This is a genomic window from Burkholderia stagnalis, from assembly GCF_902830275.1.
Classification (GTDB): Bacteria; Pseudomonadota; Gammaproteobacteria; order Burkholderiales; family Burkholderiaceae; genus Burkholderia; species Burkholderia stagnalis.
In genome coordinates this window covers 242,160-263,625 of record NZ_CADESW010000001.1, presented here as the reverse complement: position 1 = coordinate 263,625, position 21,466 = coordinate 242,160, and the positions used below count along the sequence as shown (strand labels likewise).

Below are 21,466 nucleotides of genomic sequence, written 5' to 3'. Positions count from 1 at the left end.
GGTAATGCACCGGCAATATCGACCGGCTCGCGACGATTATCCGTTAATCGAAGTGACGAGGCGAAAGACCTTGTCGGAAAATGGTGGCGGATCGATTTCGAAATGCGGCCGAATCGTGCCGCGCCGTCCGGAAAATCAATGCGCCCTGTCGTGAAACGACGCGGCGCAATCAACGCAATCAGGATGCGATCATGCTGAAAGTTACCAAGGCCGTGTTCCCCGTTGCCGGTCTCGGCACACGGTTCCTCCCGGCGACGAAGGCGAGCCCGAAGGAAATGCTGCCCGTCGTCGACAAACCGCTGATCCAGTACGCGGTCGAGGAGGCGATCAATGCGGGCATCACCGAGATGATCTTCGTCACCGGGCGCAGCAAGCGCGCGATCGAGGATCACTTCGACAAGTCCTATGAAATCGAGGCGGAGCTCGAGGCGCGCGGCAAGGATAAGCTGCTCGAGCTGGTGCGCGGCATCAAGCCGAGCCACGTCAACTGCTTCTACGTGCGCCAGCCGGAAGCGCTCGGCCTCGGCCATGCGGTGCTGTGCGCGGAGAAGCTGGTGCACGGCGAGCCGTTCGCGGTGATCCTCGCCGACGACCTGCTGCACGGCGAGCAGCCGGTGCTCAAGCAGCTCGTCGACGTGTTCAACCACTATCACAGCTCGGTGATCGGCGTGGAGACGATCGCGCGCGAGGACAGCCGTTCGTACGGCGTCATCGAGGGCCGCGAGTGGGAGGAGGACATCATCAAGCTGTCGGGCATCATCGAGAAGCCGTCGCCCGAGGATGCGCCGTCGAACCTCGGCGTGGTCGGCCGCTACGTGTTCATGCCGACGCTGTTCGATCATCTGCGCAAGATCAAGCCGGGCGCGGGCGGCGAACTGCAGCTGACCGACGCCGTGCAGTCGCTGCTCGCGCACGAGCAGGTGCTCGCGTACCGCTACTACGGCACGCGCTTCGACTGCGGCAGCAAGATCGGCTACCTGAAGGCGACCGTCGAGCTGGCGCTCCAGCATCCGGAAGTGAGCCGCGAGTTCGAGGCGTATCTGCGGACCTGTTTGCCCGCGCTGGCTGCCGTCGCTTAGCAGCCCTGCGCGTCACGTTTCAGGTGGTGGTTGTTCCGTTGGCCCCGGTACGCATTGCGTCCGGGGCTTTTTTGCGGGTGGGCCGGGCGGGGATGTCCTCGTCGTCGCGGTATGCAGCCGAGCAGCCGGGGTGGAACGCGGCGTACGTGGCGAAGCGGGCCGCGGATACGGCGTGCATCCGCTGGAATCGCGCGCGGCATTGCATCAATGCACGATGGCATTTTTCAGGCGCAAGCATGGCGACGTTTCACCGCGTATCGGCGACGTCCTGCTGCTGCAAGCGTAGCTCGTCGCCGGCCGCTTGCAAGCGTGCCGGAGGCCGCGCGATGCAGGGCCGCGCCGCCGTCAGCGCGCGGACGTGCGTTGCGGCGCCGCGAAATGCCGTGCGAGCCGCGCGGCGATCGGCTTCTTGCAGTCGAGCAGCCTTTTTTCGAGATAGCGCCAGGAAAGATGCGCGAGCAGCACCGCGAGCCCGAACTGCAGCATTTCGGGCACGACGTCCTGGACGATCTGCGGCACGTGCGCGTGCTGGAAGCGCGCCGGCATCACGCCGAAGCGCGCGGGGATCAGGTTGTGGAACAGGTAGAAGCCGTAGCTGATCGTGCCGAGGTAGACGAGCGGCGCGCGGTCCAGCAGTGCGACGGCGGGATGGTCGGGGGCGCCGACGATCCAGAGCAGCAGCGCGCCGAGCGACGCGGACAGGCCGAGGTCCGCGATGCCCGCCAGCGCGTTCGGCAGCGTGGCGCACGCGGGCAGCACGAGGAAGAACACGACGCCTGCCGCCGCGAGCCAGCCGGGCGGCAGGCGGTGCGACACGACGGGGCCGTGGCTGGCCAGCGCCATCGCGCCGACACCGCCGAGCGCGATCAGCGCGAAATTCCACGGCGAAAACGCATAGATCAGCACCGGCGACGCACCGGCCAGATAGAGGCCGAGATGCGCGGCCGCACACAGCGCGATCGCGGCGATGCCGAGCGCGATGTGCCGTGCGGACGGCGTGGCGAGCAGCGCAAGCGGCGCGATCAGGTAGAACTGCTGTTCGACGGCGAGGCTCCAGAAGTGCGACGTCGAGCCGGGCCAGCCGTTCTTGACCACGCCGATCCATACGTTCGACAGGAACAGCGCGTGCCACGCGAGACCGAGATCGACGTCGCGCTGGTAGAACAGCGCATGCGCGAGCGCGAGCGCGGCGAGCAGCAGGTAGTAGACGGGGAAGATCCGCAGCGCGCGCTTCGCGAGGAACAGGCTGAATGCGTGGCGCTGCGTCAACGTGCCGCGCTCGATCGCCTGGCGGCTGCGATGCAGCTCGCCGACGATCAGGAATCCGCTGATCAGGAAAAACGTCCACACGCCGAGCTTGCCGACGTCGATCGCGAGGACGTGGCCCTTGTGGGACAGGAAGACGAGGATGACCGCGATGGCGCGCAGGCCGTCGAGTCCCTTGACGTATCTGACTTCGCGCATGAGGGCATCCGAGCATTGGGCGAGGGCAGTATAGGCGCGCAAATGTCGAACGTAATTCGCGAAACGACGCATACGTATAGGCGTTTTTTGCGTTTCGCGCGGTGTCGTAGTCAGCAGCGCGCAACAAAACCTGCTGGAAACCCGCGGAAAACACACAAAAGTACTGCACGAAGCGTCATGGCGCTTGTAGAATCCGGCGTTGAAGCGCGCGTGTTGCGTGCTTCGTGTATCCAACGACCACACCTGGTAGGAGAAACATGGCGACTTCCGCAAAAAAGGTGGCCAAGAAGGCTGCCGCACCGGCCAAGAAAGTGGCTGCCAAAAAAGCCGAGCCCGCGAAGAAAGTAGCGGCCAAGAAGGCCGTCGTCGCGAAGGCTCCCGCCGCTCCGACGCCGCTGAAGGACAAGTTCACGAAGGCTTCGCTCGCGACGCACATCGCTGAGCGCGCAGCCGTCGAAGTGAAGGCCGTCAAGGCAGTGCTGGCCGCACTCGAGAACGTCGTGCTGGGCTCGGTCCACAAGAAGGGCGCAGGCGAGTTCACGCTGCCGGGTCTGCTGAAGATCACGGCGCAAGCTGTGCCGGCGAAGAAGAAGCGCTTCGGCAAGGATCCGTTCACGGGCGAAGAGCGTTGGTTCCCGGCAAAGCCGGCCAGCGTGCGCGTGAAGGCACGTGCGCTGAAGAAGCTGAAGGACGCGGCTGCATAAGTGCGGCGCGACAGGCGCCGGCCCGTGGGCCGGCGGCTGTGGCGGTGTCCGACGATCCCCGTACGCGAAAGCGTACGGGGATTCTTTTTTTGTGGCGTGGGCGTGGCGGGCGAGTGGATGAAGTCGCGTTGAAGCGACGAGGCGAAGCGCGTGCGCGTGCGGGATATGCGGCGGATATCGGCGTAACGCGTTCGTGATGTCCTCGGTTGCGGCGCACGTTCGTCAATTCGGCGCGGGTCGATGCAGGGAGCGCGAACGGAGCGGGATGCTTGGGCGTCGTTTCTGCGGCTGCATGCGACGCAGCGGATGCGTCTGCATCTCCGTTCGCATCGACGCATGCGTTGCCGGTGTCGCAGCGGCTTGCCGTCGATGGCGGTTCGTGCCCGGTGGCGATGCGAGCCGGAGGCTGCGCCAAACGCGCCGTGTTCGGGCTGCAAGATCGAAGTGGAGGGTTGCTGCATCCGTGCAGCCGCAGCGGCAGCAGCGAGCGCTTGAGGCGCCCGGCAATCGAATCGACTGCCGTGGGTCTGCATTCTGCTGGAGCGGGCCCTGTCGCCTGCTTGGGAGGGGGGCGAGCAGGTGATGTCGGCGGTATCGGGAAGGGGCGTCTATCGCCTTATCAGCACGCTGAATGACATACGGCGCACGGCCGCGCCGAGTGCTGAACCCGAATGCTCGAACACGCCTGCGCGATGCGCAAACGGTCATGCCTCGCCGGCCGCAGGCAAGAAAAAAGCCAGCCATGGCCGAAACCGATGACTGGCTTTGCAGGCCGGCGACACGGCATCCGAAGACGCCGCGTGCCGGGAACATTGTTTTTAGAACTTGTGGCGCAGGCCCAGGGAGACCATTTCCTGCGCGTTCTTGCCGGCGAAGCCGTACGAACCGATCGATGCTTGCGCCTCCTGGGTCCCGTTGGCGCCGGCGGCGAAGCGCTGCTTGCCGCTCGCGTGCTGGTACGCACCGAGCAGGTAGATGTCCGTGCGCTTCGACAGCGAGTAATCCGCGCCGAGCGAGACCTGGTGGTACTTCGCGTCCGTGTCGCCGCTCGCCTTCGTGTAAGCGTAGCCGAGACCCAGCAGCAGTGCCGGCGAGGCTTGGTAGTTCACGAACGCGCGGCCAGTGTTGAACTTCTCTTGCGCGGTGAATGCCGAACGGGTGTCCGGCTTGTACTGCGAGAAGCTGTAGCCGAGGCCGAACGTCACCGGGCCGATGCCGTATTGGCCGGCAACTTGCGCGATGTTGATCGAGCGTGCCGTTGCGTATGCGCCGACGATCGGGTTGTTCGAGACGTCGAGGCCGGTGGCCGTCGGGCTCGTCCAGCCGCCTGCGCCGTCCGTAATCGTGCGATCGTCGCCGTTCTGCACGCGCAGGAAGCCGGCTGCGATGCCGAGCGGGCCGTTGTTGTAGGCAGCCGCGGCGCTCCACGTCTGGCCCGTGCCCGGACGGCCGGCGATGCCGCTCAGCGCGTACAGGGCTTCGAACTGGAGGCCGGCGAAGACCGGCGACGTGTACTTGACTGCGTTGCTGACGCGGATGCTGTTGTCGTTGTTGTCGACGTCACCCGGGGTCGCGAAGTACGAGCCGAAGTAGTTGTCGTTCGTCACTGCCTGAACCAGGTCGACCGTCGGGTCGTACTGGCGGCCCAACGTCAGCGTACCGTACTGGGCGTGCTCGAGACCGACGTAAGCCTGACGACCGAACATGCGGCCGCCTTGGTTGAGCTTGCCGGTGCCCGGATCAAAGCCGTTTTCCAATTGGAAAATCGTCTTCAGGCCACCGCCCAGGTCTTCGGAGCCCTTCAGGCCCCAGCGGCTGCCCTGCAGGTTGCCCGACAGCATTTGCCACGAGTTGTTGCCCTGGCCGTTATTGCCGTGAACATACGTGATCGACGTATCGATCAAGCCGTACAGCGTCACGCTCGATTGAGCTTGGGCAGCGCCGGCAGCGCCGAGCAGCGCGAGCGAGAGGGTAGACAGTGCGAGTTTCTTCATCGTTGAGTTTCTCCACGCGAGTAATTCGTGAGTCGTTATTTGTTGCGGATTGCAGAATAGCTCAGTGCCATACGCGCAAGAAAGCTCAAAAAATAAAGTGTCTCCAAAACATCACACCGGAGAAAAATCCATATAGATCAAGGACATCAAGCACTATTCCTATTTTTGAAATAGTTGACAATTGCTGCGGCGCGATTGTTGTGACGCTCGGCATGCACCACGAGCGACCCTTTGATTCCCTGCAATGGTGCGATGAAAATGCGGGTTGCAAACGTTTGCGCATGCCGCGGCGAGCGTTTTGGGCGCGTGGGCGTGTCCGGGGCGGCGCGTCATGCGCCGGGACCTCCGGAAAAGACTCAGTTGCGCAAATTGTGCTACTCGCGTAAGCGAATCGCCAGACAGTGAAATCGCGTCGCGGCGTCACGACTCGCGCGGCCGGCTGGCTTCGGATGTTTTCGTCGGCGGGCCGGCCGGATCCCCATGCGCGGCGCCCCTCGCCGCCGCGAATTCCGCGCCGAGCAGCAGCACGGCGGCGGAGAAGTACAGCCACATCAGCAGCACCGCGAACGACCCGGCCGCGCCGAACGCGCTCGCGGTGCCGGCATGCGCGAGATACAGCGCGAACAGCTTCTTGCCGCCGGAGAACAGGATGGCGGACACGCTGCCGCCGATGGTCGCGTCGCGCCACGCGACGCGCGCGTCCGGCAGGAACTTCATCAGCGTGGCGAACGCGGCCGCGAGCACCGCGATGCCGGCGAAGAACTGCACGACGTTGGTGATCGCGATATACGGCGAATCGCCCCATAGCCACATGCCGACGAACGTGATCGCCGTGTCGAGCACGAGCGAGACGATCAGCAGGAACGCGACGCCGAGCACGAGCCCGAACGAGACCAGCCGCACCCGCACGAGGCCGAGCACGTTCGACCAGCGCCTCTCGGCCGCCGGCCAGATCACGCTCAGCGCGGTGTTGAGCGACGCGAACGTTGCCGACGCACCGACCGCCAGCGCGGCGAACGAGATCAGCGTCGCGAGGCCGCCGCGCTGGCCGCTGCGGTGCGCGTTCTGGACGATGGTCTGCACGCTCGCCGCCGCGTCGTCGCCGATCAGCTGGCGCGCCTGCTCGAACACCTGGCCGCGCGCGGCATCGTCGCCGTAGAACCAGCCGGCCACCGCGATCACCATCACGAGCATCGGCGCGAGCGAGAACGCCGAATAGAACGCGATGCTCGCGGCCATCGTCGTGCAGCGGTCCGACGAAAAACGCTGGAACGCGGCCAGCGCCCAGTTGGCCTGCCGTCTTGCCAGGCGGGTCGCATCAGCGGGAATATGTGGTTTCATCGCGTATCGGGTCGTGACGCGGGAGGGCGACGCCACGTAAAGCTCCATTTGTGCATACCGGACAATTCAATATTGATACGAAGATTCGAACATAGTTGCGTGAACTGTCTATAATTCCTTTCGATCCCCCCACAATAAAGCCGAGACCATCATGCTACAAATGTCCCGGCGCCAGTTCCTGAAAGTGACCGCCACGTCGCTCGCCGGATCGAGTCTTGCCCTCATGGGCTTCTCGCCGACCGAAGCGCTCGCGGAGGTCCGTCAGTACAAGCTGGCGCGAACCGTCGAAACACGCAACACCTGCCCATACTGCTCCGTCGGCTGCGGCATCCTGATGTACAGCCTGGGCGACGGCGCGAAGAATGCGCAGTCGAGCATCATCCATATCGAAGGCGACCCCGACCACCCGGTCAATCGCGGCACGCTGTGCCCGAAGGGCGCGAGCCTGATCGACTTCATCCACAGCCCGAGCCGCCTGATGCATCCGGAATACCGCGCACCGGGTTCGGACAAGTGGGAGCGCATTTCGTGGAACGACGCGCTCGACCGCATCGCGAAGCTGATGAAAGCCGACCGCGACGCGAACTTCGTCGAGACGACCGACGACGGCGCGAAGGTCAACCGCTGGCTCACGACCGGCATGCTGGCCGCATCGGCGGGCAGCAACGAGGTCGGCTACCTGACGCACAAGGTCATCCGCAGCACGGGGATGCTCGCGTTCGACAATCAGGCGCGTGTCTGACATGGCCCGACGGTGGCAGGTCTTGCCCCGACGTTTGGCCGTGGAGCGATGACGAACCATTGGGTCGACATCAAGAACGCGGACGTGATTCTCGTGATGGGCGGCAATGCAGCCGAGGCCCATCCGTGCGGATTCAAGTGGGTAACGGAGGCGAAGGCGCACCGCAAGGCGCGGCTGATCGTCGTCGACCCGCGCTTTACGCGCACCGCCTCGGTGGCGGACTACTACGCGCCGATTCGCACCGGCACCGACATCGCCTTCCTGGGCGGCGTCATCAACTATCTGCTGACGAACGACAAGATCCAGCATGAGTACGTGAAGAACTACACGGACTTCTCGTTCATCGTGCGCGAGGATTTCGCGTTCAACGACGGCATCTATTCCGGCTACGACGCCGAGAAGCACGCGTACCCGGACAAGTCGAGCTGGGACTACGAGCGCGGCGACGACGGCTTCGTGAAGGTCGACCCGACGCTCGCGCACCCGCGCTGCGTCTACAACCTGCTGAAGCAGCACTACGCGCGCTATACGGCCGAGATGGTCGAGCAGGTGTGCGGCACGCCGAAGGACAAGTTCCTGAAGGTCTGCGAGATGCTCGCGACCACCGCCGTGCCCGGCCGCGCCGGCACGATCCTGTACGCGCTCGGCTGGACCCACCACTCGATCGGCGCGCAGATGATCCGCACCGGCGCGATGGTGCAGCTGCTGCTCGGCAACATCGGCATCGCCGGCGGCGGCATGAACGCGCTGCGCGGCCACTCGAACATCCAGGGGCTGACCGACCTCGGGCTGATGTCGAACCTGCTGCCGGGCTACATGACGCTGCCGATGCAGTCCGAGCAGGACTTCGACGGCTACATCAAGAAGCGCGCGCAGCAGCCGCTGCGGCCGAACCAGCTCAGCTACTGGAAGAACTACAAGGCCTTCCACGTCAGCTTCATGAAGTCGTGGTGGGGCGATGCGGCGACCGCCGAGAACAACTGGGGCTACGACTACCTGCCGAAGCTCGACAAGCAGTACGACCTGCTGCAGACGATCGAGCTGATGAATGCCGGCAAGATGAACGGCTACATCTGCCAGGGCTTCAACCCGCTTGCGGCCGCGCCGTCGAAGGTGAAGACGGCCGCGGGGCTCGCGAAGCTGAAGTGGCTCGTGATCATGGATCCGCTCGCGACCGAGACGTCGGAGTTCTGGAAGAACCACGGCGACTACAACGACGTCGATTCGTCGAAGATCCAGACCGAGGTGTTCCGTTTGCCCACCACGTGCTTCGCGGAGGAAAACGGCTCGCTCGTCAGTTCGAGCCGCGTGCTGCAATGGCACTGGAAGGGCGCGGAGCCGCCGGGCGAGGCGCGCAGCGATCTCGAGATCATGTCGGGACTGTTCCAGCGCATGCGCGATGCGTACAAGAAGGACGGCGGCAAGTTCCCCGACCCGATCGTCAACCTGACCTGGCCGTACGCGAACCCGGAAAGCCCGACGCCCGAAGAGCTCGCGAAGGAGTTCAACGGCAAGGCGCTGGCCGACCTGCCCGATCCGAAGGATCCGGCCAAGACGCTCGTGAAGAAGGGCGAGCAGCTCGCCGCGTTCGCGCAGCTCAAGGACGACGGCACGACGGCGAGCGGCTGCTGGATCTTCTGCGGATCGTGGACGCAGGCCGGCAACCAGATGGGGCGGCGCGACAACTCGGATCCGACCGGCATCGGCCAGACGCTCGGCTGGGCGTGGGCATGGCCCGCGAACCGGCGGATCCTGTACAACCGCGCATCGTGCGACGTCGGCGGCAAGCCGTTCGACCCGACCCGGAAACTGATCGGCTGGAACGGCAGCGCGTGGTCGGGCCCGGACATTCCCGACTACAAGGCCGACGAGTCGCCCGAGACCGGCATGGGCCCATTCATCATGAACCCGGAAGGCGTCGCACGCTTCTTCGCGCGCGCCGGGATGAACGAAGGCCCGTTCCCCGAGCACTACGAGCCGTTCGAGACGCCGCTCGCTGCGAACCCGTTCCATCCGAACAACCCGCAGGCGCTGAACAACCCGGCCGCCCGCGTGTTCCCGGACGATCGCGCGTCGTTCGGCAAGGTCGCGGAGTTCCCGCACGTCGCGACGACCTATCGTCTGACCGAGCATTTCCACTACTGGACCAAGCATGCGCGGCTGAACTCGATCATCCAGCCCGAGCAATTCGTCGAGATCGGCGAAGACCTCGCGAAGGAAGTCGGCGTCGCGCACGGCGATCGCGTGAGGGTGTCGTCCAAGCGCGGCCATATCGTCGCGGTGGCGCTCGTCACGAAGCGGATCAAGCCGCTGACGGTCGACGGCAAGAAGGTCCAGACGGTCGGTATCCCGTTGCACTGGGGCTTCAAGGGGTTGACGAAGCCCGGCTATCTCGCGAATACCCTGACTCCGTCCGTGGGTGACGGCAACTCGTACACACCGGAATTCAAGTCGTTCCTGGTGAAGGTCGAAAAGGCGTAAGGGGAAAGAGATGGCATTGCAATCGCTGGATATCAAGCGCGTGTCGGCCACCACCACGCCGCCGCCCACGGCGCGCGAGCCGGTGACCGGGAGCGTCGCGAAACTGATCGACGTGTCGAAGTGCATCGGCTGCAAGGCGTGCCAGACAGCGTGCATGGAATGGAACGACCTGCGCGACGAAGTCGGCACCAACGTCGGCGTCTACGACAACCCGGCCGACCTGTCGGAGCACTCGTGGACGGTGATGCGCTTCGCCGAATACGAGAACCCGGCGGGCGACCTCGAATGGCTGATCCGCAAGGACGGCTGCATGCACTGCGAGGATCCGGGCTGCCTGAAGGCGTGCCCGTCGCCGGGCGCGATCGTGCAGTACAACAACGGGATCGTCGATTTCCACGAGGAGAACTGCATCGGCTGCGGCTATTGCGTGACCGGTTGCCCGTTCAACGTCCCGCGGATCTCGAAGAAGGATCATCGCGCGTACAAGTGCACGCTCTGCTCCGACCGCGTCGCGGTCGGCCAGGAGCCGGCCTGCGTGAAGACCTGCCCGACGGGCGCGATCGTGTTCGGCACCAAGGAGGACATGAAGCAGCACGCGGCCGAGCGGATCGAGGACCTGAAGGAGCGCGGCTTCGAGCACGCGGGGCTGTACGATCCGCAGGGCGTCGGCGGCACGCACGTGATGTATGTGCTGCACCATGCCGACAAGCCGTCGCTGTACCACGGCCTGCCGGACAACCCGTCGATCAGCCCGATGGTGAAGCTGTGGAAGGGCATCGCGAAGCCGCTCGCGGTCGCGGGCATTGCGCTCACGGCGCTGGCCGGCTTCTTCCACTACACCCGGGTCGGCCCGAACGAGGTGAGCGACGAGGAGGAAGCCGCCGCCCGCGACGAAGCGCGACGCATCAAGGAGGACGCGAAATGAAGCACGACGACCCCAACCTGATCGTCCGCTACACGGCGAACGAGCGGACGAACCACTGGATCACCGCGATCACGTTCGTGCTGCTCGCGCTGTCGGGGCTCGCGCTGTTCCATCCGTCGATGTTCTGGCTCACCGCGCTGTTCGGCGGCGGCCAGTGGACGCGGATCCTGCACCCGTTCGTCGGCCTCGTGATGTTCGTGTCGTTCGCGGTGATGGCCGTGCGCTACTGGCATCACAACGTGCTCGACCGCGACGACGTGCAGTGGCTGCGCCAGATCGACGACGTGCTCGCGAACCGCGAGGACAAGCTGCCGGAGATCGGGCGCTATAACGCCGGACAGAAACTGCTATTCTTCGCGATGGTGGCGTGTCTCGCGCTGTTGCTGCTGTCGGGCATCGTCATCTGGCGGCGGTATTTCTCGTTCTACTTCCCGATCGGGGTGATCCGGATCGCGGCAGTCGTCCACGCCGTCGCGGCGTTCGTGCTGATCGTCGGCATCGTCACGCATATCTATGCGGCGCTGTGGATCAAGGGCTCGATCCGGGCGATGGTGCGCGGCACGGTAACCCTCGGCTGGGCGCGCAAGCACCATCCGAAGTGGTTCCGTGAAAGCGTGAAGTAGCGCACCGGAACGGGGCGGCGCGCCGGTTGCGGCGCGCGGCTCCGGCCATTGCCGGAACTTGCCTGAAGCGCCGACGCGTCGGCGCTTGTTTTTTTGGAAGACACTCTCGTGACACAACGCATTCTTGAGCCGACCGAGATCTCGGCGCTCGATCATTCGGCGATTCCGCGCTTCCGCCTGCCGGAACGCGCCACGGTTTTCTCGGCGCGCGCCGCGCGCCTGCGCCAGCTGGCCGACCTGAACCCGATCGGCGGCTACCTGCGGCTGATGGCGGTGCTCGCCGACGCGCAGCACGCGGTGCTGCAGGATTTCGCCGCGCAGATGCCGTCGCCGGACGCGATCGCGCGCGCGCAGCAGCATTCGATGCCGCTCGTGCCGGCGCTCGGCGGCGAGCGCGATCCGCAATGGCGGGCCGTGCTGTATGAACTGCTCGACCGCGTCGAAGGCGCCGGGCTCGTCAATCCGGCGCTCGCGAAGCTGCTCGACCGGCTCCGCCTGATGGCGCCGGCCGAGCTCGACGCGCAGGCCGATGCGATCCTCGCGCTGCGCTTCGCCGAAGTCGAACCGGCCACCGCGCCGTTCCTGATGGCCGCGCTGCAGGTGGTGTGGACCGACCTCGCGAGCCGCACGCCGCCGGCCGACGTGCCGTTCCTCGACCAGCCGGGGCTGTGCCCGGTGTGCGGCACGCACCCGGTCGCGAGCGTGGTGCGCGTGGGCGGCCAGTACGAAGGCTATCGGTTCCTGCAATGCGGGCTGTGCACGACCGAGTGGCACATGGTGCGCACCAAGTGCTCGCACTGCGATTCGACGAAGGGCATCGCGTACCACGGCATCGAGGGCGGCAGCGAAGCCGTGAAGGCCGAATCGTGCGACGAATGCAAGACGTACCGCAAGATCGGCTACCAGAACAAGGATTACGATTTCGAGCCGCTCGCGGACGATCTCGCGAGCCTCACGCTCGACCTGCTGATGAACGAGGCCGGCTATCAGCGCAGTTCGCCGAACCCGCTGCTGTGGCCGGACGTGTCGCGGGAAGAATGACCGCCTTGCCCGGGGCCGGGGCCTGCGCCTGAGCGCTCGCCCCGGTCCACAGGAGACCACACACACGTGACTGAACCTGCATTGAACGAACTGAACGCGGTGCTCGCGCGCGTGCCGTCGGTGGAGCGCGTACTGTCGTCGGCGCCGCTGCAGCCGGTGCTCGACACGTACGGCCGCACCCGTGTGCTGAACGCGGTGCGCGCGGAGCTCGAACGCTGGCGCGCTGCGGCGCAGCACGATCCGGCGGCGGCCGGGCCGCTCGACGAAGCGCGCATTGCCGCGGCCGTCGCCCGCGCGCTGGCCGCGCAAAGCGCCGGCGCGGTGCGCACCGTCTTCAACCTGACGGGCACCGTGCTGCACACCAATCTCGGCCGTGCGCTGCTGCCCGACGACGCGGTGCGCGCGGTGGTCGCGGCGCTCACCCAGCCGGTGAATCTCGAATTCGACCTCGCGACCGGCCGCCGCGGCGACCGCGACGACCTGATCGACGATCTGCTGTGCGAACTGACCGGCGCCGAGGCGGCGACCGTCGTCAACAACAACGCGGCCGCGGTGCTGCTGACGCTGTCGGCGCTCGCGCCGAAGCGCGAGGTGATCGTGTCGCGCGGCGAGCTGGTCGAGATCGGCGGCGCGTTCCGCATTCCCGACATCATGAGCCGCGCGGGCGCGCGCCTGCGCGAGGTCGGCACCACCAATCGCACGCACCTGCGCGACTACGAAGAAGCGATCGGCCCGCGCACCGCGCTGCTGATGAAGGTGCATTGCAGCAACTACGCGATCTCGGGCTTCACGAAGGAAGTGACGCTGCCCGAACTCGCGCCGCTTGCGCGCGCGCACGGCGTGCCGGTGGCCGTCGATCTCGGCAGCGGCACGCTCGCCGACCTCACGCAATGGGGGCTGCCGCACGAGACGACGGTGCGCGAAACCGTGGCCGGCGGCGCAAACGTTGTCACGTTCAGCGGCGACAAATTGCTGGGCGGGCCGCAGGCCGGCCTGATCGTCGGCGATCGCGCGCTGATCGGCAAGATCAAGAAACATCCGCTCAAGCGCGCGCTGCGCGTCGGCAAGCTCACGCTGGCCGCGCTCGAACCCGTGCTGCGCCTGTACCAGGCGCCGGAATTCCTGCGCGAGCGGCTGACGACGCTGCGGCTGCTGACGCGCCCGCAAGCGGACATCGCCGCGGCGGCCGCGCGCGTGCAGCCCGCGCTGCAGGCGGCAATCGGCAGCGGCTACACGGTGAGCGTCGAGCCGATGTTCAGCCAGATCGGCAGCGGCGCGCTGCCGGTCGACCAGTTGCCGAGCGTCGGGCTCGTCGTGCGCACGCCGGACGGCAAGCGCGGCGGCCGCGCGCTCGCGCAGCTCGAGAAGCAGCTGCGCGGCTGGCCGCGCCCGGTGATCGGGCGCATCGCCGACGGCGCGCTGCGGCTCGACCTGCGCTGCCTCGAAGCCGACGACGAGGCGGCCCTCGTCGCGCAGTGCGCGCGATTCGCGGAGCCGGCTGCATGATCGTCGGTACCGCGGGACACATCGATCACGGCAAGACGACGCTCGTGCGCGCGCTGACGGGCGTCGACACCGATCGCCTGAAGGAAGAGAAGGCGCGCGGCATCTCGATCGAGCTCGGGTATGCATACACGCCGCTCGACAACGGCGACGTGCTCGGCCTGATCGACGTGCCGGGCCACGAGAAGCTGATCCATACGATGGCGGCCGGCGCATGCGGCATCGACTTCGCGCTGCTCGTGATCGCCGCCGACGACGGCGTGATGCCGCAGACCCGCGAGCATCTGGCGATCCTGCAACTGCTCGGCGTCACGCACGGCGCGATCGCGCTGACGAAATGCGACCGCGTCGACAGCGCGCGCCGCGCGCAGGTGCGCGACGAGATCGCCGCCTGGCTGCACGATTCGACGCTCGCCGATGCGCCGGTGTTCGAGACGCGCGCGACCGACGCGGACGATGCGGGCGTCGCGGCGCTCAAGCGTCATCTCGGCGACGCGGCGATCGCGTGGCGCGCGCGCCGCGACGACGGGCTGTTCCGGCTCGCGGTCGACCGCGTATTCACGCTGGCGGGGCAGGGCACGGTCGTGACCGGCACTGCGTTCGCCGGCCAGGCGAAGGCCGGCGACACGCTCGCGATCGTGCGCACGGGCGGCGCGGCGCGCGTGCGCAGCATCCATGCGCAGAACCGGCCGGTCGACGTCGGGCATGCGGGCGAGCGATGCGCGCTGAATCTGGCCGGGGTCGACAAGGCCGACGTGGAACGCGGCGATACGGTCGCGGATGCGCGGCTCGTCGCGACGTCGCCGCGCATCGACGTCGAGCTGACGCTGCTCGCCGATGCGGGGCTGACGCTTACGCACTGGGCGCCGCTGCATGTGCATCTCGGCACGCTGCACCGCGTTGCGCACGTCGCGCTGCTCGATGGCGAATCGCTCGCGGCCGGCCAACGGATGCGCGTGCAACTGGTGTTCGACGAGCCCGTGTTCGCGCTGCCGGGCGACCGCTTCATCGTGCGCAATCCGCAGGCGACGCGCACCGTCGGCGGCGGGCGCGTGCTCGATCCGTTCGGGCCCGTGCGCAAGCGCCGGACGCCGGCGCGCCGCGCATGGCTCGACGCGCTGGCGATATGGCTCGACGAAGGGCGGCTCGATGCGCTGCTCGGCGAGGCGCCGCTCGGCATTCCGCGCGCGACGCTCACGCACCTGACCGGCTTCGCGCCGGGCGCGCTGACGTTGCCCGACGACGCGCTGGCGATCGGCCAGCACGGCAGCGCGGCGAACGACGGCTGGGTGATTGCCCGCGCGCATTGGCGCGCGCTGCAGGCGAAGACGGTCGATACGCTGCGCGCGTATCACGAGCGCATGCCGGACGAGCAGGGGATCGATGCGGCGCGCCTGCGCCGGATGGCGGCGCCGCTCGCCGGCGATGCGCTGTGGCGCGCGCTGGTCGATGCGCTGGTGGAGGGCGGCGATGCTGCGAGAAGCGGCCCGTGGCTGCATCTGCCGTCGCATACGGTGAATCTCGACGCGCGCGAGGAGGCGCTCGCGCAGACGCTGCTGCCGCTGATTCGCGCGGGGCGTTTCGATCCGCCGTGGGTGCGCGATCTCGCGCGCGAAACGGGGGCGGCCGAGGAGGCGGTGCGTGCGCTGCTGCGCAAGCTCGCGCGGCGCGGCGATGTGCATCAGGTCGTGCGCGACCTGTTCTATCACGCGGACGTGGTGCGGGATCTCGCGATGCTCGTCGCGCAGCTCGTGCGCGCGCGCGAGGGCGGGCTCGACGCCGCGACGTTTCGCGACGCGACGGGGCTTGGCCGCAAGCGCGCGATCCAGATCCTCGAATTCTTCGATCGGGTTGGGTATACTCGCTTCCACCGCGATTTACACCTCTTGCGCCCAGATAGCGACTGGCTCGGTATGACGGCGTAGACCCGCGTTTTTTCCCCAAGGAAGGCATCCGTATCCGGTGGTGCGGCCGGGCTTCAAACCCGGTAGGGGGCGTCAGACGCTCCCTGGTCGGTTCGACTCCGGCTGCCTTCCGCCATTCAACGCTTCCCGGCTATTCCGACGGCTTCCGTGAATACCCCGTAGATCGCTGATTTCAAAGCGATTTGTGGGTAACGGCATGCTTGCGGCATCCATCGAGGCTCCGCACGATCTCCCCATGAAGTAGGGGTAGCGAGCCGGGCTTTGTGGGCAGGAACGGCGGGCGACATGGCAGGACGACGTTAGAATGCTGCGCTGGCGCGCGCGGACGCAGGGTTCGGGCAGCCTCCGTCACCCATGTCAAGCGCATGAACAAATTCTCCGACATGAGCACGTTCGTGGCCGTCGTCGAATCGGGCAGTTTCTCCGAAGCAGCGCGGCGTCTCGGCACCACCAAATCAATCGTCAGCCAGCGTGTCCAGCGTCTCGAGAAACGCCTCGACTGTCCGCTGCTCAAGCGCGGCCGCCCGTTGCAGCTCACTGAACCGGGCGCGCGTTTCTTCGAGCGGTCACGGCATCTTCTGCAGGAACTCGAACGCATCGAGGACGACGTACACGAAGCCGGCTCGAGCCTGAGTGGAACGCTCAGGCTCGCGGTGCCCGTGACCTTCATCACGCGCCAGCTCGCGCCGCTGCTGTCGCGCTTCTCCGCGAAGTACCCGGCGCTATGCATCGACGTCGAAGCGGACGACCGGCTGTCCAATCTCCACGACGGTCGATTCGACGCGGCGATCCGCATCGGGCCGCTTGCCGACTCCAGTCTCGTGGCGCGCTCGCTCGCCGGAAATCATCATTTGGTGTGCGCGAGTCCTGCCTATCTCGCCCAGCGCGGCGTGCCGGCGCACCCCGACGACCTGGCGCGGCACGATGGACTGATCTATCTGAATCGCGAGCCGAACGGCATGTGGTGCCTGCCGGTCGACGGCGAGCCGAAATCGTTTCGCATCGGCACGCGCATGCGGACCGACTCGGGCCATCAATTGCTCGCCGGCGCGATCGCCGGCCTCGGCCTCGCGATCCTGCCGACCTTCCTCGCGTCCGATGCGCTGCTCTCCGGCGAACTGGTTCCGGTGCTGTCCGGCTACGCGCCGCCGGGCGGCCACGTTTCCGTCGTATATCGCAAGAGCATCCGCACGTCACCCAGGATTCACGCGCTGCTCGACTTCCTGACCGATGCGATCGGCCGTCCCGCGAGCTGGGATGTTCCGCTGATCGAACGCGGGATCCTGCCGCGCGCCAAACCGGCCTGACGACCTCCTCGATCGCGCCGGCCGGCACGCCGCGTGCGATCGAACCGCGCCGTTCGGAAAAACCGAACTGCCGGTTCGCCCGCCGCCGGCTATGCCGGCGTGCCTCCCGTTCGTAAGCTGGCGGCCGCACTCCATCGAGGAAAGGCCGACATGAACGAAACCACGCTCAAACATCCGGCGCGACGCGCCATGCTCGCGCGAGCCGTCGCGCATTCCGCGGCGCTTGCCGCCGGCTCGCTGCTCGGCAGCGACGCGCTCGCGGCACCCTCGGCCACGGCCGATGCATCGGCTCGGCGCCCTGCCCGAAGCGGCCGGCAGACGGTCGACGTGCTGATCGTCGGCGGCGGCTCGGCCGGCGCGGTGATGGCGGCGCGCCTGAGCGAGAAGGCGAGCCGCAACGTGCTGCTGCTCGAAGCCGGCCGCAACTACGCCGCGTGGGACTATCCGCGTGTGATCGCCAGCAGCGACCGCGTCGGCGGCGACGCGCCGCACGAATGGGGATATCGCACGCAAGCCGGCTACGTCGATCATCCGATCGGCGCGCTGCGCGGCAAGGTGCTCGGCGGGAGCTCCGCGATCAACGGCGCCGTCGCGATCCGCGCGCGGCCGCAGGACCTGAAGCACTGGAACCTGCCGGGCTGGTCGTATGCGGACATGCTGCCGTCATTCAAGCGCCTCGAACACCGCGATTCCGGCAGCGCCGCACTGCACGGCCATGCGGGACCGCTGCCGGTGCGACAACTGACCCGCGACGACGTCACGCCGATGCAGCGTGCCTTCATCGACGCGGCCGTCGCGAACGGCTACCGCGCCGTCGACGACTTCGACGGGCCGGACGCGAACGGCGTCGGGCCGTATCCGATGAACATCGTCAACGGCGTGCGCGTCAACACCGGGATCGCTTACCTGACCAACGAAGTTCGCGCCAGACAGAACCTGCGGATTCGCGGCGATGCGCTCGTCGATCGCGTGCTGTTCGACGGGGATCGCGCGATCGGCGTCAGGCTCGACAGCGGCGAAGAAATCCATGCAAACGAAGTGATCCTCAGTGCGGGCGCATACGGCAGCGCCGCGATCCTGCTGCGCTCGGGCATCGGTCCGGGCGCCGACCTGCGCGCACTGTCGATCCCCGAGGTCGCGGCGCTCCCCGTCGGCCAGCGCCTGCAGGATCATCCGTTCTATTACAACGCGTACGCGGCTCGCCCCGACCGAATCGGCGACCCGTCGCCGGTCATCGGCGCATTCCTCTGGACGAACAGTTCGACCGCGCAGGAAGGCGATCTCGATCTGCACATCACGGCGACCCATCTGTTTCCGCACGACCAGAGCCCGACCGGGGTCGGCTTCGTGCTTGCGGTGGCGTTGACGCGCCCGCTGTCCGTCGGCAGTCTGAAGCTCGCGAGCCGCCGCCCCGCCGACGCACCGCTCATCGACCTGAACTTCCTCGCCGACGAGCGGGATCGTGCGCGCCTCCTGGATGGAATCAGATTGTCACGCCGCATCGGCCGCACCGCGCCTTTGTCCGACCTGATTCACGAGGAACTGAATCCGGGGCCGCTCGCCCTGACCGACGCGCAGATCCTCGCGTCGGCCCGGTCGACGCTCGATACCTATCACCATCCAACGTCGACGGCGCCGATGGGCGCGATCAACGATCCGCACGCTGTCGTCGATCTCGACGCACGCGTGCACGGCGTGCGCAATCTGCGCGTCGTCGACGCGTCGATTTTCCCGGAGGCGATCTCCGTCGCCACCAACATCACCACGATCGCGACGGCCGAGCACATCGCCCATCGCTACATCTGATCGAGGAACACCATGATGTCCAAGCTTCATGCCCTGCACTGGATCGACGGAGAGCGCGTCGATTCCCCCCTCCACCGCGATTCCATCGATCCTGCCACCGGCGCGGTGATCGGCCGCTACGCCGACGGCGGAGAACCCGAGGCGCGGGCGGCCGTCGCCGCGGCGCTGAGCGCGTTTGAAGGCACGCGCTGGAAACGTGACGCCGCATTGCGCGCCACGGTGCTCGACGAACTGGCGGCCGCGTTCGAACGACGCGCCGAAGCGTTGATCGACCTGCTGTCGCTCGAGAACGGCAAGGTCAAGCCCGAAGCGCGCTTCGAGATCTCGATGGTGCCATCGAAGCTCCGCTATTACGCCGCGCTGGCGCGGGCCGAACGAGGGCACAGCGGCACGCCGAAACCCGATGTGGTCTCGTTCGTGCTGCGCGAGCCGATGGGCGTCGCCGGCATCATCGTGCCGTGGAATTCGCCGGTCGTGCTGATGATTCGCTCGCTTGCGCCCGCGCTTGCCGCCGGTGCGACCGCCGTGATCAAGATGCCCGGGCAGACTGCCCAGACCAACGCGCTGGTTGCCGACGTGCTTTCGGAAGCCCGGTCGCTGCCGCGCGGCGTCATCAACCTGTTCAGCGAATCGGGCGCGGACGGCTCGAAATTTCTCGTTGCATCTCCCGATGTGCCGGTCATCAGCTTCACCGGATCGACCGCCACCGGCCGGGCCATCTCCAGCGTGGGTGCGCAGCGGCTGAAGCGCTTCGGACTCGAACTCGGTGGCAAGACGCCGCATGTCGTATTCGACGATGCGGACCTTGACGAGGCGCTGCCCATCCTCGAAAAATCGCTGACCGTGTTCGCCGGCCAGTTCTGCATGACCGGCTCGCGCGTGCTCGTGCAGCGCGGCATCGCGGATGCGCTGCGCACGCGCCTCGCCGAACGCCTTCGCGCCGTGCGTGTCGGACCCGCCGCCGATCCGCGCAGCGACATGGGGCCCCTCATCGACAAGGCCAACGTCGAACGCGTCAACCGCGCGGTCGACCGGGCAATCGCGGCCGGCGCGCAGGTGGTGGTGCGCGGCGGCCCCGTGACCGACGGCGACCTGGCGCGCGGTGCGTTCTATCGCCCGACGCTGCTGGAAGTCGACGACCCGAAGCTCGACATCGTGCAACAGGAAGTGTTCGGGCCGGTGATGACGATGCAGGTATTCGAAGCCGAGGCACAAGGCGTCATGCTCGCCAACGACAGCGAATACGGGCTGGCCGCCGCGGTATGGACACGCGACGTGCAGCGCTCGCTGCGCGTCGCGCAGGCGCTGCAGGTCGGCACGGTTTGGATCAACGACTGGGCGAAGGTTTACGACGAGTTCGAGGAGGGCGGCTACCGCCAATCCGGGCTCGGTCGCCTGAACGGCGCCGCCGCGATCGACGACTTCATCGAATACAAGCACGTCACCCTGAAAACCGGGGCCATTCAATAGCGGCCGGAACGCGCGCATGGGTGTGGCGCCCCCTGCGACAGCGTTGCAGCGGCATGCATCGCGTGCCGCTGCGTCGCGCCGGCCCGCGTCCGAATCCATCCATCAACTGGAACACTCGATGTCCGTCGAACCGGAGCAACTCGTCGATGCGTTATATGGCGGCGCAGCTACCCCGCCGCCTCGTCGCGTCAACCATGCAAAAGGGATATTGCTGCGAGGCCACTTCGTCGCCACCCGGCACGCCGCGCGGCTGAGCGTCGCGTCGCACTTTCAGGGGCAACGGATTCCGATCCTGATTCGGTTTTCCAATTTCGGCGGCGCACCCGATGTCCCCGACAACGCGCCGCACGCGAATCCGCGCGGACTCGCGATTCGCTTCATGCTGCCGGGCGGCGCGACGACCGATCTCGTCGCTCATTCCGCGAACGGGTTTCCCGCCCGCACACCGGCCGAATTTCTCGCGTTCCTGCACGCGGTCAATCGGGCCGACACCCAGCCCGAGTTCCTTGAACGCCATCTCGTCGCGCACGAAGCGGCGAGGCGCTTTGTCGCGCTGCCGCTGGCGACCCCGCGCAGCTATTTGACCGAGCAATTTCATGCAATGCACGCGTTTGTCTTCACTGGCCTCGACGGGGGCAGGACGGCGGGCCGCTACATCGTGGAACCGGAAACCGAGGTCGAGCACTGGAGCGACGAAAGGGCAGCGGCGTTGCCGGCGGATTTTCTGAAACGGGATATTCGAACGCGCGTCGCGCGCGGACAGGCGCGCATGAAATTAACGCTGCAGGTCGCCGGCCCGGGCGATCGGCTCGACGATATCTCGGCCGCCTGGCCGGACGACCGGCCGCGCGTTGATCTTGGAGAAATCGCATTGACCGACGTGACGACGGACGAGACGGCCCAGGAGCGCGTCGCTTTCGATCCCGCACGCCTGACGACCGGCATTGAACACGCGGGCGATCCGATGCTGGCGGTTCGACACCGGGCCTATGCCAATTCGTTCGCGCGACGCCGCGCGTTGGCGCGTGGGGATAGTGGGGTGGAATAGCGCGAATGACGCG

Annotated in this window: 16 protein-coding genes and 1 tRNA gene; 14 read left to right on the top strand and 3 right to left on the bottom strand. The window is 66.9% G+C overall.

What is annotated here, in order from left to right:
- Window positions 1-191: 191 nt before the first annotated feature.
- Together galU and HWY45_RS01125 are read left to right on the top strand one after the other, a co-directional pair.
- Window positions 192-1,079 (top strand): UTP--glucose-1-phosphate uridylyltransferase GalU, encoded by an 888-nt coding sequence (galU, locus tag HWY45_RS01130; RefSeq protein ID WP_059884489.1) that lies wholly within the window; start codon window positions 192-194, stop codon window positions 1,077-1,079.
- Window positions 1,080-1,209: 130 nt separating this feature from the next.
- Entirely contained in the window at window positions 1,210-1,365 is a 156-nt protein-coding gene (locus tag HWY45_RS01125; RefSeq protein WP_155631923.1) for a hypothetical protein, read from the top strand.
- Window positions 1,366-1,424: 59 nt separating this feature from the next.
- Here HWY45_RS01125 and HWY45_RS01120 read toward each other — a convergent pair whose 3' ends face one another.
- Window positions 1,425-2,543: an acyltransferase family protein gene (locus HWY45_RS01120; protein WP_059884272.1), complete on the bottom strand. Its 1,119-nt coding sequence runs from the start codon at window positions 2,541-2,543 to the stop codon at window positions 1,425-1,427.
- Between the two features lie 257 nt (window positions 2,544-2,800).
- On the opposite strand from HWY45_RS01120, the gene HWY45_RS01115 reads away from it, so the two are divergent.
- Window positions 2,801-3,247: an HU family DNA-binding protein gene (locus tag HWY45_RS01115; RefSeq protein ID WP_059563534.1), complete on the top strand. Its 447-nt coding sequence runs from the start codon at window positions 2,801-2,803 to the stop codon at window positions 3,245-3,247.
- Window positions 3,248-4,065: 818 nt separating this feature from the next.
- Here HWY45_RS01115 and HWY45_RS01110 read toward each other — a convergent pair.
- Both HWY45_RS01110 and HWY45_RS01105 read right to left on the bottom strand, forming a co-directional pair.
- Window positions 4,066-5,241, bottom strand: a complete 1,176-nt coding sequence (locus tag HWY45_RS01110; protein ID WP_059884271.1) for a porin — start codon at window positions 5,239-5,241, stop codon at window positions 4,066-4,068.
- Window positions 5,242-5,661: 420 nt separating this feature from the next.
- Window positions 5,662-6,582, bottom strand: a complete 921-nt coding sequence (locus HWY45_RS01105) for a YihY/virulence factor BrkB family protein (protein WP_059884488.1) — start codon at window positions 6,580-6,582, stop codon at window positions 5,662-5,664.
- Window positions 6,583-6,733: 151 nt separating this feature from the next.
- On the opposite strand from HWY45_RS01105, the gene fdnG reads away from it, so the two are divergent.
- The 11 genes from fdnG (at window position 6,734) to HWY45_RS01050 (ending at window position 21,453) form a co-directional block, all read left to right on the top strand.
- Window positions 6,734-9,805 (top strand): formate dehydrogenase-N subunit alpha, encoded by a 3,072-nt coding sequence (fdnG, locus tag HWY45_RS01100; protein ID WP_081069873.1) that lies wholly within the window; start codon window positions 6,734-6,736, stop codon window positions 9,803-9,805.
- A 10-nt stretch (window positions 9,806-9,815) separates the two neighbouring features.
- A complete protein-coding gene (gene fdxH, locus HWY45_RS01095; protein ID WP_059808450.1) occupies window positions 9,816-10,730 on the top strand; it encodes a formate dehydrogenase subunit beta in 915 nt (304 codons plus the stop codon).
- Window positions 10,727-11,353 carry a formate dehydrogenase subunit gamma gene (locus tag HWY45_RS01090; protein ID WP_059808447.1) on the top strand — a complete coding sequence of 209 codons (627 nt, stop codon included), beginning with the start codon at window positions 10,727-10,729 and terminating at the stop codon, window positions 11,351-11,353. Before fdxH ends, HWY45_RS01090 begins: the two co-directional genes overlap by 4 nt.
- Window positions 11,354-11,461: 108 nt before the next feature.
- Complete coding sequence (gene fdhE, locus HWY45_RS01085; protein WP_175038303.1) at window positions 11,462-12,394, top strand: formate dehydrogenase accessory protein FdhE; 933 nt, start codon at window positions 11,462-11,464, stop codon at window positions 12,392-12,394.
- A gap of 66 nt (window positions 12,395-12,460) precedes the next feature.
- On the top strand, window positions 12,461-13,900 hold the full coding sequence (gene selA / locus HWY45_RS01080) for an L-seryl-tRNA(Sec) selenium transferase (protein ID WP_059884269.1): 1,440 nt from the start codon (window positions 12,461-12,463) through the stop codon (window positions 13,898-13,900).
- Window positions 13,897-15,822: a selenocysteine-specific translation elongation factor gene (gene selB / locus HWY45_RS01075; RefSeq protein WP_059884268.1), complete on the top strand. Its 1,926-nt coding sequence runs from the start codon at window positions 13,897-13,899 to the stop codon at window positions 15,820-15,822. Before selA ends, selB begins: the two co-directional genes overlap by 4 nt.
- Window positions 15,823-15,841: 19 nt before the next feature.
- A tRNA-Sec gene (locus tag HWY45_RS01070) sits at window positions 15,842-15,937 on the top strand.
- Between the two features lie 148 nt (window positions 15,938-16,085).
- Window positions 16,086-17,129, top strand: coding sequence for a LysR family transcriptional regulator (locus HWY45_RS01065; protein ID WP_230946918.1), 1,044 nt, complete (start codon window positions 16,086-16,088; stop codon window positions 17,127-17,129).
- A 150-nt stretch (window positions 17,130-17,279) separates the two neighbouring features.
- On the top strand, window positions 17,280-18,935 hold the full coding sequence (locus HWY45_RS01060; protein WP_059884266.1) for a GMC family oxidoreductase: 1,656 nt from the start codon (window positions 17,280-17,282) through the stop codon (window positions 18,933-18,935).
- Window positions 18,936-18,947: 12 nt separating this feature from the next.
- Window positions 18,948-20,405 (top strand): aldehyde dehydrogenase family protein, encoded by a 1,458-nt coding sequence (locus tag HWY45_RS01055; protein ID WP_059884265.1) that lies wholly within the window; start codon window positions 18,948-18,950, stop codon window positions 20,403-20,405.
- 118 nt (window positions 20,406-20,523) lie between these two features.
- The gene (locus HWY45_RS01050; RefSeq protein ID WP_063895658.1) at window positions 20,524-21,453 is read left to right on the top strand and encodes a catalase family peroxidase; all 930 of its coding nucleotides are present in this window, start codon (window positions 20,524-20,526) and stop codon (window positions 21,451-21,453) included.
- Window positions 21,454-21,466: the final 13 nt, after the last annotated feature.

What these genes read in the sequence shown, in the direction of transcription:
- HWY45_RS01115 (WP_059563534.1), top strand. Translation starts at nt 2,801, where the DNA reads ATGGCGACTTCCGCAAAAAAGGTGGCCAAGAAGGCTGCCGCACCGGCC.
- HWY45_RS01105 (WP_059884488.1), bottom strand. Translation starts at nt 6,582, where the DNA reads ATGAAACCACATATTCCCGCTGATGCGACCCGCCTGGCAAGACGGCAG.
- HWY45_RS01120 (WP_059884272.1), bottom strand. Translation starts at nt 2,543, where the DNA reads ATGCGCGAAGTCAGATACGTCAAGGGACTCGACGGCCTGCGCGCCATC.
- HWY45_RS01060 (WP_059884266.1), top strand. Translation starts at nt 17,280, where the DNA reads ATGAACGAAACCACGCTCAAACATCCGGCGCGACGCGCCATGCTCGCG.
- HWY45_RS01090 (WP_059808447.1), top strand. Translation starts at nt 10,727, where the DNA reads ATGAAGCACGACGACCCCAACCTGATCGTCCGCTACACGGCGAACGAG.
- fdxH (WP_059808450.1), top strand. Translation starts at nt 9,816, where the DNA reads ATGGCATTGCAATCGCTGGATATCAAGCGCGTGTCGGCCACCACCACG.
- HWY45_RS01055 (WP_059884265.1), top strand. Translation starts at nt 18,948, where the DNA reads ATGATGTCCAAGCTTCATGCCCTGCACTGGATCGACGGAGAGCGCGTC.
- HWY45_RS01110 (WP_059884271.1), bottom strand. Translation starts at nt 5,241, where the DNA reads ATGAAGAAACTCGCACTGTCTACCCTCTCGCTCGCGCTGCTCGGCGCT.
- selB (WP_059884268.1), top strand. Translation starts at nt 13,897, where the DNA reads ATGATCGTCGGTACCGCGGGACACATCGATCACGGCAAGACGACGCTC.
- galU (WP_059884489.1), top strand. Translation starts at nt 192, where the DNA reads ATGCTGAAAGTTACCAAGGCCGTGTTCCCCGTTGCCGGTCTCGGCACA.
- HWY45_RS01050 (WP_063895658.1), top strand. Translation starts at nt 20,524, where the DNA reads ATGTCCGTCGAACCGGAGCAACTCGTCGATGCGTTATATGGCGGCGCA.